The organism is Sphingopyxis sp. TUF1, from assembly GCF_036687315.1.
GTDB classification, from domain to species: domain Bacteria; phylum Pseudomonadota; class Alphaproteobacteria; order Sphingomonadales; family Sphingomonadaceae; genus Sphingopyxis; species Sphingopyxis kveilinensis.
On record NZ_CP144683.1, the window covers coordinates 645,318 to 659,785 of the forward strand.

The 14,468-nt window shown below is 65.0% G+C and carries 12 protein-coding genes; 6 read left to right on the forward strand and 6 right to left on the reverse strand.

Annotated features, from left to right (window positions below; translation table 11 throughout):
• Positions 1-460: 460 nt before the first annotated feature.
• From VSX77_RS03130 to VSX77_RS03150, 5 genes are all read right to left on the reverse strand, one after another.
• Positions 461-1,678, reverse strand: a complete 1,218-nt coding sequence (locus VSX77_RS03130; RefSeq protein WP_338426211.1) for an argininosuccinate synthase — start codon at positions 1,676-1,678, stop codon at positions 461-463.
• Between the two features lie 738 nt (positions 1,679-2,416).
• Entirely contained in the window at positions 2,417-3,658 is a 1,242-nt protein-coding gene (locus tag VSX77_RS03135) for a cyclopropane-fatty-acyl-phospholipid synthase family protein (RefSeq protein ID WP_338426212.1), read from the reverse strand.
• Between the two features lie 36 nt (positions 3,659-3,694).
• Positions 3,695-4,564 (reverse strand): molybdopterin-binding protein, encoded by an 870-nt coding sequence (locus VSX77_RS03140; RefSeq protein WP_338426213.1) that lies wholly within the window; start codon positions 4,562-4,564, stop codon positions 3,695-3,697.
• Positions 4,561-5,394 carry a cytochrome b/b6 domain-containing protein gene (locus VSX77_RS03145; RefSeq protein WP_338426214.1) on the reverse strand — a complete coding sequence of 278 codons (834 nt, stop codon included), beginning with the start codon at positions 5,392-5,394 and terminating at the stop codon, positions 4,561-4,563. The genes VSX77_RS03140 and VSX77_RS03145 overlap by 4 nt, the downstream gene beginning before the upstream one ends.
• Before the next feature lie 183 nt (positions 5,395-5,577).
• Positions 5,578-7,287, reverse strand: coding sequence for a class I adenylate-forming enzyme family protein (locus tag VSX77_RS03150; RefSeq protein WP_338426215.1), 1,710 nt, complete (start codon positions 7,285-7,287; stop codon positions 5,578-5,580).
• Positions 7,288-7,364: 77 nt separating this feature from the next.
• Between VSX77_RS03150 and lgt the strand changes: the two genes are divergently transcribed.
• The 6 genes from lgt (at position 7,365) to VSX77_RS03180 (ending at position 13,521) form a co-directional block, all read left to right on the forward strand.
• On the forward strand, positions 7,365-8,240 hold the full coding sequence (gene lgt, locus VSX77_RS03155) for a prolipoprotein diacylglyceryl transferase (RefSeq protein WP_338426216.1): 876 nt from the start codon (positions 7,365-7,367) through the stop codon (positions 8,238-8,240).
• The gene (locus tag VSX77_RS03160) at positions 8,227-9,297 is read left to right on the forward strand and encodes a class I SAM-dependent methyltransferase (RefSeq protein WP_338426217.1); all 1,071 of its coding nucleotides are present in this window, start codon (positions 8,227-8,229) and stop codon (positions 9,295-9,297) included. Before lgt ends, VSX77_RS03160 begins: the two co-directional genes overlap by 14 nt.
• The gene (locus tag VSX77_RS03165) at positions 9,294-9,812 is read left to right on the forward strand and encodes a GNAT family N-acetyltransferase (RefSeq protein WP_338426218.1); all 519 of its coding nucleotides are present in this window, start codon (positions 9,294-9,296) and stop codon (positions 9,810-9,812) included. The genes VSX77_RS03160 and VSX77_RS03165 overlap by 4 nt, the downstream gene beginning before the upstream one ends.
• Entirely contained in the window at positions 9,809-10,588 is a 780-nt protein-coding gene (pgeF, locus tag VSX77_RS03170; protein ID WP_338426219.1) for a peptidoglycan editing factor PgeF, read from the forward strand. The genes VSX77_RS03165 and pgeF overlap by 4 nt, the downstream gene beginning before the upstream one ends.
• A gap of 164 nt (positions 10,589-10,752) precedes the next feature.
• On the forward strand, positions 10,753-12,159 hold the full coding sequence (locus VSX77_RS03175) for an SLC13 family permease (protein ID WP_338426220.1): 1,407 nt from the start codon (positions 10,753-10,755) through the stop codon (positions 12,157-12,159).
• A 69-nt stretch (positions 12,160-12,228) separates the two neighbouring features.
• Positions 12,229-13,521 carry a cystathionine gamma-synthase family protein gene (locus tag VSX77_RS03180; RefSeq protein WP_338426221.1) on the forward strand — a complete coding sequence of 431 codons (1,293 nt, stop codon included), beginning with the start codon at positions 12,229-12,231 and terminating at the stop codon, positions 13,519-13,521.
• Between the two features lie 200 nt (positions 13,522-13,721).
• On the opposite strand, the gene VSX77_RS03185 is transcribed toward VSX77_RS03180, so the two are convergent.
• Positions 13,722-14,441: an HAD family hydrolase gene (locus tag VSX77_RS03185; protein ID WP_338426222.1), complete on the reverse strand. Its 720-nt coding sequence runs from the start codon at positions 14,439-14,441 to the stop codon at positions 13,722-13,724.
• Positions 14,442-14,468: the final 27 nt, after the last annotated feature.

Genomic DNA, 14,468 nt, shown 5'->3' on the forward strand with positions numbered 1-14,468 from the left:
GCGGCGCGCTTTAGCGCAGGTCGCTGCTGCTTGCTAACGCTTCCTTTGCCCAGCTTTACAGCCGTTTGGCGTCACCGGCGCCCTTACCTGCTTTCAGGCCGATAGATCATCTTGCCAAGCGACCGCGACCGCCGGGTCCAGTAGCGGCCCGGCCCGATCCAGCGTCGCTTCAAACCATAGCCATCGACGAATAACACCCGTCGAGGAAAGACGACGCGGCATGGTTTCCAGTCGTTATCATCGTTCGCCGGACCGGAGTTTTCGGACATGGGGTACCACCTGCCATAGGGCCGCCCCACCGATTTTTCTTTCAGATTCCTGCTTCAGTCGGACCTTCTATAGGCTCGACTTGGGAAAGCGCCAGCCCGCTGAGGCACGGCGCACCGCAAACTCCGTGCGATCTGTCAGCCCAGGGTCCGCCCCGCACGCCGAACCGAGGCAGGCGCGCTGCGATCGTTCGTCAATCACCTTGTTTCGCGAGCAGCTTCAGGCGCAGCGCGTTCAGCTTGATGAAGCCCGCCGCATCCTTCTGATCATAAGCGCCGGCATCATCTTCGAACGTCACATGGCGTTCGCTGTACAGGCTGAATGGCGACTTGCGGCCGACGACGCTAGCGTTGCCCTTGTAGAGTTTCAGACGCACGGTGCCCGTCACATTCGCCTGGCTGTGATCGATCGCCGCCTGCAGCATCTCGCGCTCGGGCGCGAACCAGAAGCCGTTGTAGATGAGCTCGGCATATTTGGGCATCAGCTCGTCCTTGAGATGCGCGGCGCCGCGGTCGAGCGTGATGCTTTCGATGCCGCGATGCGCCCGCGCATAGATTTCGCCGCCCGGCGTTTCGTACATGCCGCGCGACTTCATGCCGACGAAGCGGTTTTCGACCAGATCAAGGCGGCCGATCCCATGTTTGCGGCCAAGGTCGTTGAGCGCCGCAAGGAGAGTCGCGGGCGACATCGCCTGCCCGTTCAGCGCGACGCCGTCGCCGCGCTCGAAATCGATCGTGATATATTCGGGCGCGTCGGGTGCATCCTCAGGATTCACCGTGCGCGAATAGACATAGTCGGGGGTTTCTTCCCACGGATCCTCGAGCACCTTGCCTTCCGACGAGGTGTGGAGGAGGTTGGCGTCGGTCGAGAAGGGGCTCTCGCCGCGCTTGTCCTTCGGCACCGGAATCTGATTCTTTTCGGCAAAATCGATCAGCGCGGTGCGGCTGGTCAGATCCCATTCGCGCCACGGCGCGATCACCTTGATTTCGGGATTGAGCGCATAGGCCGAAAGCTCGAACCGCACCTGGTCGTTGCCTTTGCCCGTCGCGCCGTGCGCCACGGCATCGGCACCCGTTTCCTTCGCAATTTCGACCAGCCGCTTCGAGATCAGCGGCCGCGCGATCGAGGTGCCGAGGAGGTAGTCGCCCTCGTAACGCGCATTGGCGCGCATCATCGGAAAGACGAAGTCGCGCACAAACTCTTCGCGCAGATCGTCGATATAGATATGCTCGGGCCTGATCCCCATCAGCTCGGCCTTGGCGCGCGCAGGCTCCAGCTCCTCGCCCTGCCCCAGATCGGCGGTGAAGGTCACGACCTCGCAGCCATAGGTCACCTGCAGCCACTTCAGGATAACGCTCGTGTCGAGACCGCCGGAATAGGCAAGAACGACGCGCTTGATGGAATCGGACATGGCTGCACCTTGAACGAGGGAAGGACGCGGGCGCGGCTAGCAGGCGGGCGGGCGCGGCGCAACGGGATGATCGGGCGGGGGCACGGAAAACTGCGCAACTTCACTCGCGATTCACGGTGGGGCGGGCGTTGGCGCCGGTCGGACGGAGCTTAAAGCGACAAAAGATACCGATGAGCAGGCCCGAAGTGTCTCCTTTGTCGCTTTAAGGGCAGCGTTTGGCAGGTCGGCGAAGCGAAGCATGGGGGGTGCAAGCTGGACGGCATGAGCGGGAGGCTAGCGCGGCCCGGCGTTGTAGGACAGCGGTTTTGGCGGCCGCCAGGGCAGTAGGGGCCGATGAAATCCTCCCTGTGGCCGCAGGCCATGGGGAGGTGGCAGCGCGAAGCGCTGACGGAGGGGCTACGGAACTACCGTCGCGGCCCCTCCACCACGCCCTGCGGGCGCGGTCCCCCTCCCCACCGCTTCGCGGCAGGGAGGATCGTCACTTGCAAGGTCTGGAGACGACCGATTGCAGTCTTTTGTTCGAAGGACCGTGTGGGAACAGATTCGCGCAGAGGCGCAGAGATCGCAGAGGGAAATGCTCTTCAACTCTGCGATCTCTGCACCTCTGCGCGAATCTTATAGAATGCTGGGTTTCGACCTATATAAGCCGTCGCCCCCGAGAAGGCGGGGGCCGCTGCCGGTTTACGCAGCGACGCAGGAAAAGGCCGTTTGCGGCCCCCGCCTTCGCGGGGGCGACGCTCAGGAACTAAGATAGTCCCCTTCAGCCCCCGCCATATAATCGCGCGTCAGCGGCAGCGCGTGGCGGCTGCGGGCGAACTGGATCTGGTAATTGCCCATACCGCCGCTTTCGAACGCCGCGGTCGCGCCGGCGAGATAGAAGCACCACATGCGAAAGAAGCGGTCGCCCATCATGCGGACGATCTCGCTCTCATGCGCCAGCGTGCGCGCATACCATTGGCGCAAGGTCAGCGCATAATGCAGCCGCAGCGTTTCGATGTCGGTGGCGATCAGGCGGCTCTTCTCACTCGCCGCCAGCGTCTCGCTCAGGGCCGGGATATAGCCGCCGGGGAAGATATATTTGCGCGTGAAGGCGTCGGTCGCGCCCGGCCGCCCGAAGCGTCCGATCGTGTGCAGCAACATCACCCCGTCGGCGGTCATCAGATTGGCGGCGGCGCGGAAAAAGGTCTCGAAATTGGCGGCGCCGACATGCTCGAACATGCCGACCGAGACGATGCGGTCGAACCGCCCGGCCTCCCTTGCAGACAGGTCGCGATAATCGATCAGCTCGAAACGCACGCGGTCGGCGACCCCCGCCGCCGCGGCGCGCTCGCGCGCGAGCAATAATTGTTCTTCAGAGAGGGTGATCCCCAGCACCTCGACCGCTTCGAGCTTTGCCAGCGTGATCGCCATCCCGCCCCAGCCGCAGCCGATGTCGAGAATGCGCTGCCCCGGCACGAGCGCGAGCTTTGCGGCGATATGCGCCTTTTTCGCCGCCTGCGCTTCCTCCAGTGTCATGTCGGGCCGCGGCCAGTAAGCGCAGCTATATTGCATGTCATCGTCGAGGAAGAGGCGGTAGAGGTCGTTGCCGATGTCGTAATGATGCTTGACGTTGGCGCGCGACTGACGCTGGCGATTGATCGAACCGAGCCGCGTTTTCAGCCAGTCGGCACGGCGGCCGACCCAGCTCTTGTCCTTGAGCTTTGCACCGCGATCCCATGGGGTGTTCATGCGAATGAGGCCGATGAGGTCCATGATGTCGCCCTCGATCAGCTCCATCTCGCCATCCATGAACGCCTCGCCCGCACCGAGCCGCGGATCGAGCAGGATGCGCCGCATCCCGCGGTGGCTGGCGAAGCGGACGGTGACGTCGGGATAGCCGGGTGCAGCCTCGCCAAAGGTTTCGCGCGCGCCGCCGGGAGCGACGACGGTCAGCCGCCCCTTGCGAACGATGCGGGAGAGAAATGGACGCAGAATCGACATTTCGAAGCAAACATTCCGGCGGCGAATTGGTTGCGGTCAGATGCCTGCATACCATTCATAGTCGATGCGGTCTTCCCAATAGCCGCCCTTGCCCGCGCCGATGCCATCGAGACTGTCGACCGCCTCGATCGCGGTGACATATTTGGCGTGTTTGTAGCCGAGCTGGCGTTCGAGTCGCAGGCGCAGCGGCGCACCATTGGCGATCGGCAGGATTTCGCGGTTGAGCGCCCAGGCGAGGATCGTCTGCGGGTGCAACGCATCGACCATGTCGCAGCTTTCATAATAGAGCGCGTCGCCGAGCCGGTCAGCGCAGCGAAAGACGATGTAGCGCGCGCGGTCCTTCACCCCCGCCGCGGCGAGGATGCGGCGAAGCTGCGGCCCCGTCCATTCGCCGATCGCGCTCCACCCCTCGACGCAGTCGTGGCGGGTGATCTGCGTGCGCTGCGGCATCGCGCGAATATCCGCCAGCGCCAGCGAAAGCGGCCGCGCGACGAGCCCCGTCACCGCGACGCGCCAGTCGGCGAAGCCACTGGCGGGGTGTGCGGCATAGGCTGCCCCCGGCGGCAGGCGCGTACCGTTCGAGCGGAAAACGGGCGACAGGTCGGCGCGGGTAAACTCGCGCGCGAGGGCGTCGCGGTCGATCAGCGCGCGCTGGCTCGCGCGGTTCATCTCCTCGCCCATCGACAATATCTTGCGCACCGCGGGCGCGTCGTTAATCGCATCGCACGCGCCGAGCAGCGGCAGTGCCCCGGCCAGGCCGCCGGCGCGGACGATCAGCTCGCGGCGCGGGATCGAGATTTTATCTGCTTCGTCATCCCAGACTTGATCCGGGGTCCATGACTTCGGCGCCGCCAGTGGATCCCGGATCAAGTCCGGGATGACGAAGGGGTGCAAGCCATTGCTCATTCGCTTTTCGCCTTCTCCACCGGCAGGCGGAACCAGCCGGTCACCATCGAGCGCAGCTCGTTCACCGGCCCCGCGAGCAGCACCATGACGATATGAACGAGGAAAAAGGCGACAAGCACCCAGGCGCCGATGAAATGGATCGAGCGCGCCGACTGGCGCCCGCCGAACAGGTCGAGCAGCCACGGCGCCCCCGCGTTGATCCCCGGTGACATGGTGAGGCCGGTCGCGATCATCAGCGGCAACAGGATGAAGATCACCCCGATATAGCTGAGTTTCTGGAGGATATTATAGCGCGCCGCCGCTTCGCCGGTCGGGAAGCGCAGCCGGGCATGATCCTTGATGTCATGCCAGATGTGGCGCGACGACCATTCGGTGCGGCGGACGTGCAGATCCTTTTTCAGATGCCCGCCGATCGCCGTCCACAGCATGTAAAGCGTCAGGCTGATCGCGAGCACCCACGCGAAGAGCAGATGCCAGCGCCGCCCGTCGGCGAGGCTGTAGCTGGTCGGGATCGTCGCCCAGCCAGGAAAGGCCCAGGTTTTTTCGACACCCTCAGCATCGGTCCAGCGGCCGAGCACCCCGGTCGTCTCGGCCCGAGCGCTGCCGATCCGCACATAGCCCGTGTCGCGCGTCGACCCGATCGCGAACCACGCATAATCGTCGTTCGCGCCATATTGCCCCCAATAGAGGCGGGGGTGCGCGTTGAAGATCATCAGCCCGCTCATCAACAGGATGAGCAAGGTGACGGCATTGACCCAATGCCAGATGCGCGTGGGCAGCCGGTGGCGATAGACGCGTGTTGGTGGCGGGGCGGGAGCGGGATCGGTCATCGTTTCCAGCACATCCTCCAAAGCCCCTCTCCTTCAGGGGAGGGGCAACGAAGACTTGGCAGCTTGCTGCCTAGTCGTAGTGGGGTGGGGCCTATCGGCCTAGCGCAAGGCCGATAGGCCCCAACCCAACCCCTCCCCTGAAGGGGAGGGGCTTTACGTGCTTCGCCGCGGCGCCGTGGAAAGTTACGCGGCGACCTCTGCCGCATAGGCTTCGCGATACTGGCTCCGCAGGCTGACCTTGTCGATCTTTTCGCTGCCGAGCTTGGGCAACGCATCGCTGGCCATCCAGATCTTGCATGGCACCTTATAAGGCGCGAGCCGCACGCTCAGAAAGGATGCCAGATCGTCGGCGGTTACGTCGCTGCCAGGCTTGGTCCACACGACCGCGCCAACGCATTCGCCCAGCCGCTCGTCGGGTAGTCCGAACACCGCGCACTCGTTCACCTCGGGATGCTCGTAGATCGCCGCCTCAACCTCCTGACAGCTGATATTTTCGCCGCCGCGGATGATGATGTCCTTCTTGCGGTCGACGATGAAGAGGTATCCGTCCTCGTCGAGATAGCCGAGGTCGCCCGACCGAAAATAGCCATTGTCGAAAAAGGCCGCCTTGGTCGCCGCTTCATTGTTCCAATAGCCTTCGAAATTGGCGACCGAGCGGATGCAGACTTCGCCGACGCTACCCTGCGGCACGGGTTCGCCATTGTCGTCAAGGATCGCCAGATCGACGAGCGGCTTCGACGCCGGGCCGGTCGACAGCGGCTTGGCGACGTAATTTTCGTTAATGATACCGCAGCCGATGGCGTTGGTTTCGGTAAGGCCGTAACCGAGCAAGGGCTTCGCCTCGCCCATTTCGGTCGCGAGGCGCTTCACATGTTCGGGCGGGCGCGGCGCGCCGCCGCCGGCGTAGCTTTTGCACGTCGAGAGGTCGTAATTGCTGCGGTTCGGATGGGTCAGGATTTCATAGCTCATCAGCGGCACGCCGACGAAATAATTGATCCGTTCGTCCTGGATCAGCCGCATGGCCTCTTCGGCGTTCCATTTGGGCATCAACACCAGTTTCCGGCCGATTGCCATGCTCTGAAGGAACACCGGGATTTCGGCGGTGACGTGGAACAATGGCGTGCAGATCAGCGTGGCCGGCTGGATGTCCGACATCTGCCCGTCCTCGGTCAGCAGATGGACCATCGTTGCGGTCTGGGTGACATAGTTGAAGATCGCCTGGACGACCGCCTCGTGGCGCGAATAGGCGCCCTTCGACTGGCCGGTTGAGCCCGAGGTGAAGAGGATCGTCGCGAGGTCCTGTCCGGTGAGCGTCGGCAGCACCGTTTCGGCGCTTCCCTTTGACGCGATCGGAGCAATGGCTTCGTCGATCGGGCGGGCGATGTCGAGCGTCACGACCTTCGCGCCATGGTCGAGGCCCGGTTCGGCAAGCCGCGCCGCGCGCTGCGGATCGGCGATGACGAGCTTGGCCTCGCTATCCTTGATTCCCGCGGCAAGTTCCCCCCCCTGCCACCAGCCGTTGAGCAGCGTTGCGCAGCCGCCCGCCATCAATATGCCGATATAGGTGACGCACCACGCATTGGCGTTGCGCATCGCCAGGCCGACGCGGTCGCCGCGCTGCACGCCGAAGCCATCGACCAGTCCGGCCGCGACCTGCCGCGCCGCCATATAGACCTGTTTGAACGACAGCCGTTCGTCGCCTTCGACGAGAAAGGTCGCATCGCCGTGCTGCGCCGCGAAATGGCCGACGTAATCGGCGAGGTTAGTCGGCGCATTGGTGATGAAGGGCAGCTGGCGGCCAAAGCGTTCGACCGACCCGACCTGGATCGGTCCGCCCGGACCGGTGATCAGATTATAGGCGGCTTCCAGGCGCAAATCGAGCGCTGACGGCATGTTTCATCTCTCCTCTTGGTCTCGCTTGCCTTACCCCTTATGGGGAGGCCTCTCCTGGGGAAGGACCGCGCGACTATATGTTTCTTTTTGCAACCTTAGCCGAAGCAACGCAATATCTTAACTTTGAAGATATGATGGGCCCGAACAGCGAGATCGCGTTTAGCGTCTTCGGCCTGCCGATCCGCTGGTATGCGCTGGCATATCTCGCCGGGATTTTCGTCGGTTACTGGTATTTGTTGAAACTGATCGCGCAGCCCGGCGCGCCGATGGCGCGGCGCCATGCCGACGACATGATTTTCTATGCGATGCTGGGGATCATCATCGGCGGGCGGCTGGGCTATGTGCTTTTCTACAACCTCGGCGCCTATCTCGCCGATCCGCTGTCGATCTTCAAATTATGGGACGGCGGCATGTCGCTCCACGGCGGCGTCATCGGCGTGCTGGTGGCGATCTGGTATGTGACGCGCAAGGAAAAGCTCAGTTTCCTGCGCTTTTGCGACTATATCGCGTGCGTCGTCCCCTTCGGCCTCTTTTTCGGCCGCCTCGCCAATTTCGTGAACGGCGAGCTGTGGGGCCGTGCGACGAGCGTGCCGTGGGCGATCATCTTTCCCGACAGCGGCACGATGGACCCGCGCCACCCGAGCCAGCTTTACGAGGCCGGGCTCGAGGGCCTGCTGATGATGGCCATCCTCGCCTTCTTCTTCTGGCGGACCGACGCGCGCTACAAGCCCGGATTTCTGTTCGGCATGGCGGCGATCATCTATGGCCTCAGCCGCTTTGCCGTTGAGTTTGTGCGCGAACCCGACGTCCAGCTCGGCACGCTGTCGTGGGGCCTCACCATGGGACAGACGCTGACTATCCCGATGCTGCTCGCGGGCATCTGGCTCGTCGCGACCGCGAAGGGGCGCCGCCAGCGGGTCGAGCCGATCGCCGGACCAGATGCCGTTGCGTGACGGCCCGCCGACTCCCCGGCAGCTTATAAACGACATCGCGGCGGCGCGGCCGGTGACGGTCGCCGACTATATGGCGGCGGCGAACGCGCATTATTATGCGACGCGCGACCCGCTCGGGGCCGCGGGCGATTTCACTACCGCGCCCGAAATCAGCCAGATGTTCGGCGAGATGGTCGGCATCTGGATCGCCGACCTGTGGACCCGTGCAGGCCGCCCGGCGTTCCGCTATGTCGAGCTGGGCCCCGGCCGTGGCACCTTGGCCGCTGATGCCATGCGAACCATGGCGCGCTTCGGCTGCGAACCTGTCGGCATCGACCTTGTCGAAACGAGCCCGGCACTGCGCGCGGCGCAGCTTTCGCGCTTGCCCGGCGCCCGGCACCATGACGAGGTCGATGCGCTGCCGGACGATGCGCCGCTGCTGATCGTCGCCAACGAATTTTTCGACGCGCTGCCGATCCACCAATATGTTCGCACGGCGGACGGCTGGCGCGAACTTATGGTCGAGCGCCGCGACCGGGCGCGCGTACCCGTCGCGGGCGACGTCCCCGCTGACGAAGCGATCCCTGACGCGCTGCGCGGCGAAGCCGACGGCACGATCATCGAGACGATGCCGGTCGCCGCCGCGATCATGCAGCGCTGCGCCTTTCGCCTCGCGCGGCAGGGGGGCGCGATGCTGGCGATCGACTACGGTTACAGCGGCCCCGCCGCGGGCGACACGTTGCAGGCGGTAAAGGCGCACGCCTTCGCCGACCCCTTCGCCGATCCCGGCGAGGCCGATCTGACCGCGCATGTCGATTTCACTGCGCTGGCCGATGCCGCGCGGTCGGGCGGTGTCGCGGTCACGGGTCCGGTGGCGCAGGGCGACTGGCTGCGCGCGATGGGCATCGATGCGCGGCTGGCGTCGCTTGCCGCGGCCGCACCCGCGCGCGCCGACGAATTGCAGGGCCAGCGCGACCGGCTGGTGAACGCCGACGCGATGGGCGATCTGTTCAAGGCGATCGCTTTCACCGCGCCGTGCTGGCCCGCGCCCGCAGGATTTACAGGAGACGCCGCATGACCGCCGTCAAGCTCGCCGGACCCGCCGATGCGGAGGCGATTGCTGCCTTTGCCGAAGCATCGTTCAAGCAGACCTTCGGGCGCCTGTACGACCCCGCCGACCTCGCGCTCTTCCTCGCCGACTGGAACCCGCCCGATCGTGTGCGCGCGCAGATTGCGGGCGCCGACTATGGCATCGCATTGGTGTGCGGCGCGGACGGGGCGATACTGGGTTTCATCAAGATGGGCCCGGTCGATTTCGACCTGCCGCCCGATCAGCCCGCCGACGATGCGGTCGAACTCCACCAGCTGTATGTCGCCGAAGCCGCGAAGGGCCAAGGCGTCGCCGCGGCGCTGATGGACTGGGGCATCGCCTGGGCGCGGGCGCGCGCGTCGATCCTCTATCTGTCGGTCTTTGTCGACAATCACCGCGCGCAGGCCTTTTATCGCCGCTATGGCTTCGTCGATGTCGGCCGCAACGCGTTTCGCGTCGGCAATCAGATCGACGAAGACCGTTTCTTCCGGCTCGACCTGTGAGCGCGCCGTTCGTCACCGCGCCGACGCTGGGCGGCATCGCGCACGGCTTTTTCGGGCGCCGGGGCGGCGTGTCGGCGGGCGACCTCGCTTCGCTCAATTGCGGGCTGGGATCGGGCGACGATCCCGCGCTGATCGCCGAGAACCGGCGCCGCGTCGCCGAAGCGGTGCTGCCCGGTGCGACGTTGACCAGCCTGTATCAGGTCCACGGCAATCGCTGCGTCATCGTCGACGAAAGCACCAACCTTGCCGCGCGGCCTGAAGCCGACGCGATGGCGACGCGCACGCCCGGCCTGTTGCTCGGCATATTGACCGCCGATTGCGTGCCCGTGCTGTTCGCCGACCGCGAGGCGGGAGTCGTCGGTGCGGCGCACGCAGGGTGGAAAGGCGCGATCGCGGGGGTCACCGATGCAACGCTCGATGCGATGGAAAGCATCGGCGCGGACCGCGCCCGAATAGCCGCGGCGATCGGCCCGTGCATCGGCCGCGCATCTTATGAGGTCGACGAGGCTTTTGTGGAGCGCTTCCTTGCGGACGACCCCGCGAACGAGCGCTTCTTTGCCGCGGGCAAGCCCGGCCACGCGATGTTCGACATCGCCGCCTATGTCGCCGCGCGCCTCGCCGCCGCCGGGGTCGCACGAATTGCCATCGGCGGGCAGGACACCTATGCCGAGGCGGACGATTATTTCAGCTATCGCCGCGCGTGCCATAAAGGGGAAAATAGCTATGGCCGCCAATTGTCGGTGATCGGACTCGGCCAATCGGTGAGCGCGGAATGACTGAAAATTGATCGTCATTGCGAGGAGCGAAGCGACGTGGCAATCCAGCGATGCGTAAACCGCTCTGGATTGCTTCGCTTCGCTCGCAATGACGAGGATCATTGTCGATAAGCTGGTACGCTTTGGCATCCCGGCGACAAGGATGTTGTGGGAGTGGGGGACGGATGACACAGACGCGCCTGTTTGGATTGATTGGCGGCCTGTTGACGTTCGTCATCATGCTCCTCCTCCCTGCCCCCGCGGGCATGGAGCTCGCCGCCTGGCGGGTAGCTGCCCTCACCGTCTTGATGGCGATCTGGTGGATGACCGAGGCGCTGCCGCTTACCGTCACCGCGCTGCTCCCCTTCCTCACCGTCCCCGCTTTCGGCGTGATGGATGCCAATGCCATCGCCAAGGAATATTATTCGCCGATCCTCTTCCTGATCCTCGGCGGCGCCTTTCTCGCGCTCGCGATCGAGCGCGTCGGGCTGCACCGGCGCCTCGCGCTCGCGCTCTTGAAACGCGCCCCGCCGACCGCGTCCGGGCTGCTGTTCGCCTTCATGGCGGCAACCGCGCTGCTCAGCATGTTCATTTCGAACACCTCGACGGCGCTGATCATGGTGCCCATCGCGCTCGCCGTCGTGCGCGCTGGCGGCATTCGCGAGGACGAGACCGAAGGTTTTGCCGGGGCGGTGATGATGGGCATCGCCTTTGCCGCGTCGATCGGCGGACTGGGCACGCTGGTCGGCAGCCCGACCAACGCGATCGCCGCGGGGCTGATCGAAAAGGCGCTGGACCTGCGCATCTCGTTCCTCGACTGGATGATCTACGGCGTTCCTGTCGTGTTGCTCGCTACCCCGGCGGCGATGATCATCGTTGCCCGGGTTCAGCGTTTGTCGGCGAACCCCTTCGACGGCCAAGGGGCCGCGGCGGCCCTCGGCAATCAGGCGATATGGTCGACCGCCGAGCGCCGCGTCGTTCCCGTCTTTCTGCTCGTCCTGGTCGCCTGGATCGCGCAGCCCTGGCTCGAACCCTTCCTGCCCGACGGCGCCTTGACCGACGGCACGATTGCCGTCGCGGGCAGCCTGCTCCTGTTCGTCCTTCCCGACGGCACCGGCCGCCCGCTGCTGGTTTGGAAAGAGGCCGACCGTGCGCCGTGGGGCGTCATCATGATGTTCGGCGGCGGCCTAGCCCTCGCCGCCGCAATCACCGCGAGCGGGCTGGCCGCCTGGCTGGGCGCCGTCCTCGCGCCACTCGGCAGCATCCCGACGATCGCTCTTGCCGCGATCATCGTCGCGCTGACGATCCTGATCACCGAGTTTGCGAGCAATGTCGCCACCGCGAGCGGCATCATGCCCGTGCTCGCGGCGCTGATCGCCGCGACCGGCGCCGACCCGATCCTGCTCGCGCTGCCCGTCGCGATGGCGGCGAGCTGGGGCTTCATGCTGCCGTCGGGCACCGGCCCCAATGCGCTCGCCTGGGCGACGGGTCACATCGCGCTGCCGCGCATTCTGAAAGCGGGGTTTGCGCTCGATCTCATCGGCGTACCGCTGCTCATCGGTATCATCTGGGCGATCGCCGCCATCGCCTGACCCCGCGCAATATAGTTTCAAACGAAACTTATCGCGGTATAAGGGCGCCAACATCATCAGGAGAGCTTCATGGCCATGCGCGGCAAACCCAAGACCAACAGCAAGAAGATCGGCGACCGGGAGCTCAATCCAGCGACTCTGATGATGGGACTGGGTTATGACCCCGTGCTGTCCGAAGGGTCGCTGAAGCCGCCGATCTTCCTGACATCGACCTTCGCCTTTGAAAGCGCGGCGGCGGGCAAGCGCTTCTTCGAGCATATCACCGGCAAGCGCGAAGGCCCCGCCGACGGTCTTGTCTATTCGCGGTTCAACGGTCCGAATCAGGAAATCCTCGAGGATCGCCTCGCCGTGTGGGACGGCGCCGACGACAGCCTCGTCTTTTCGAGCGGCATGTCGGCGATCGCGACCCTGCTCCTCGCGCTGGTGAGCCAGAACGACGTAATCGTTCACTCGGGCCCGCTCTATGCCGCGACCGAATCGCTGATCGCCCGCATCCTGTCGCGCTTCGGGGTCAGCTTTGTCGATTTCCCCGCCGGCGCGACGCGCGAAGAGATCGACGCGATCCTCGCGCGTGCCAAGACGCTCGCCGACGAAAAGGGCGGCAAGGTCGCGCTCGTCTATCTCGAAAGCCCGGCGAACCCGACCAACGCGCTTGTCGATGTCGAGGCCGTCCGCGCCGCGCGCGACGCCGCCTTCACCGGCGACGCGAAACCCGCGATCGCGATCGACAACACCTTCCTCGGCCCGCTGTGGCAGCAGCCGCTGAAACAGGGCGCCGAACTCGTCATCTACAGCCTCACCAAATATGCGGGGGGCCATTCGGATCTCGTCGCGGGCGGTGTGTCGGGCGACCAACGGCTGCTCGACATCATCCGCCCGATGCGCAACACGATCGGCACGATCTGCGACCCCAACACCGCGTGGATGCTGCTGCGCAGCCTCGAAACACTCGAACTCCGCATGACGCGCGCGGGCGAAAATGCGCTGAAGGTCTGCACCTTCCTGCGCGATCATCCGAAGGTCGAGGGGCTCGGCTATCTGGGCTTCATCGGCGATCCGCGGCAAAAGGATATTTTCGACCGCCACTGCACCGGCGCGGGATCGACCTTCTCGCTGTTCATCAAGGGCGGCGAAGCCGAGAGCTTCCGTTTTCTCGACGCCTTGCAGATCGCCAAGCTCGCGGTCAGTCTCGGCGGCACCGAAACGCTCGCCAGCCACCCCGCCGCGATGACCCACTTGTCGGTCCCGCAGGAGCGCAAGGACGCGCTCGGCATCACCGACAATCTGGTGCGCGTGTCGATCGGCATCGAGGACCCCGACGATCTGATCGCCGACTTCGCGCAGGCGCTGGACGCGGTTTGAGGGGGCATCGAGTACGGAGAAACGCTGGTTACGCTCCGAAGCCGCGGTAATATCCTCCCTGTCGCGCAGCGATGGGGAGGTGGCAGCGCGAAGCGCTGACGGAGGGGCAATGGCATTACCGTCGCTGCCCCTCCACCACGGCCAGCGGCGGCGGTCCCCCTCCCCATGGCTTCGCCACAGGGAGGACTTAACGGCGCCTCCTATCTCCGCGCCCGCCAATCGACCACCTGCCACCCCATGAGCGGCGCGAGACGCTTCAGCCCGCGCGAGGGTGTCGTCGCGACGGCTTCGTCGGCGAAGCGCAGCATCGGATGGTCGGACACATGGTCCGAATAGGCGCGGATATGCGTGTCCTCGCGGGTGATCGCATTGTCGGCAAGCCAGCCCGAAATGCGCGCGAACTTGGCATCGCCATAGCAATTGTCGCCTGACAATCGCGCATGGATATGATCGGCGCCGTCAGGTTCGTCGAGCCGCGTCGCCAACACATCGTCGATCCCCAGCCGCCGCGCGATCGCATCGACATAAAGATGGAACGACGCGGTCGCGAGCAGCAGCCGGTATCCTGCGGCGCGATCCTCGGCAATCTGTTCGAGCGCGGCGGGGTGCACTCCGCGCGAGACGACCTTGTCGGCATAGCTTTCGGCGAGCGGCGCGATTTCGGCGCGGGAAAACCGCTTGCCGACGAGCAGGCGCAGATTGATCGCCTTCAGCCGCGAACGATCGATCAGGCGCAGCGCATAGGCCGCACCTGCAATCCCGACCATCGGCAAAAGAAGCAGCCGCCATTGCTGACGCCGCCGCGCGACATGAATCAGGAAGCCGCTGTACGTCCCTGAATGCGTGATCGTCCGGTCCATGTCATAAATCGCAACGCGGTGCGCAGGAACGGGAATCGGCGTGGCAAGCGGGTCTTCCATCGTTTCCCCATAGAATGCGGCGGCGCG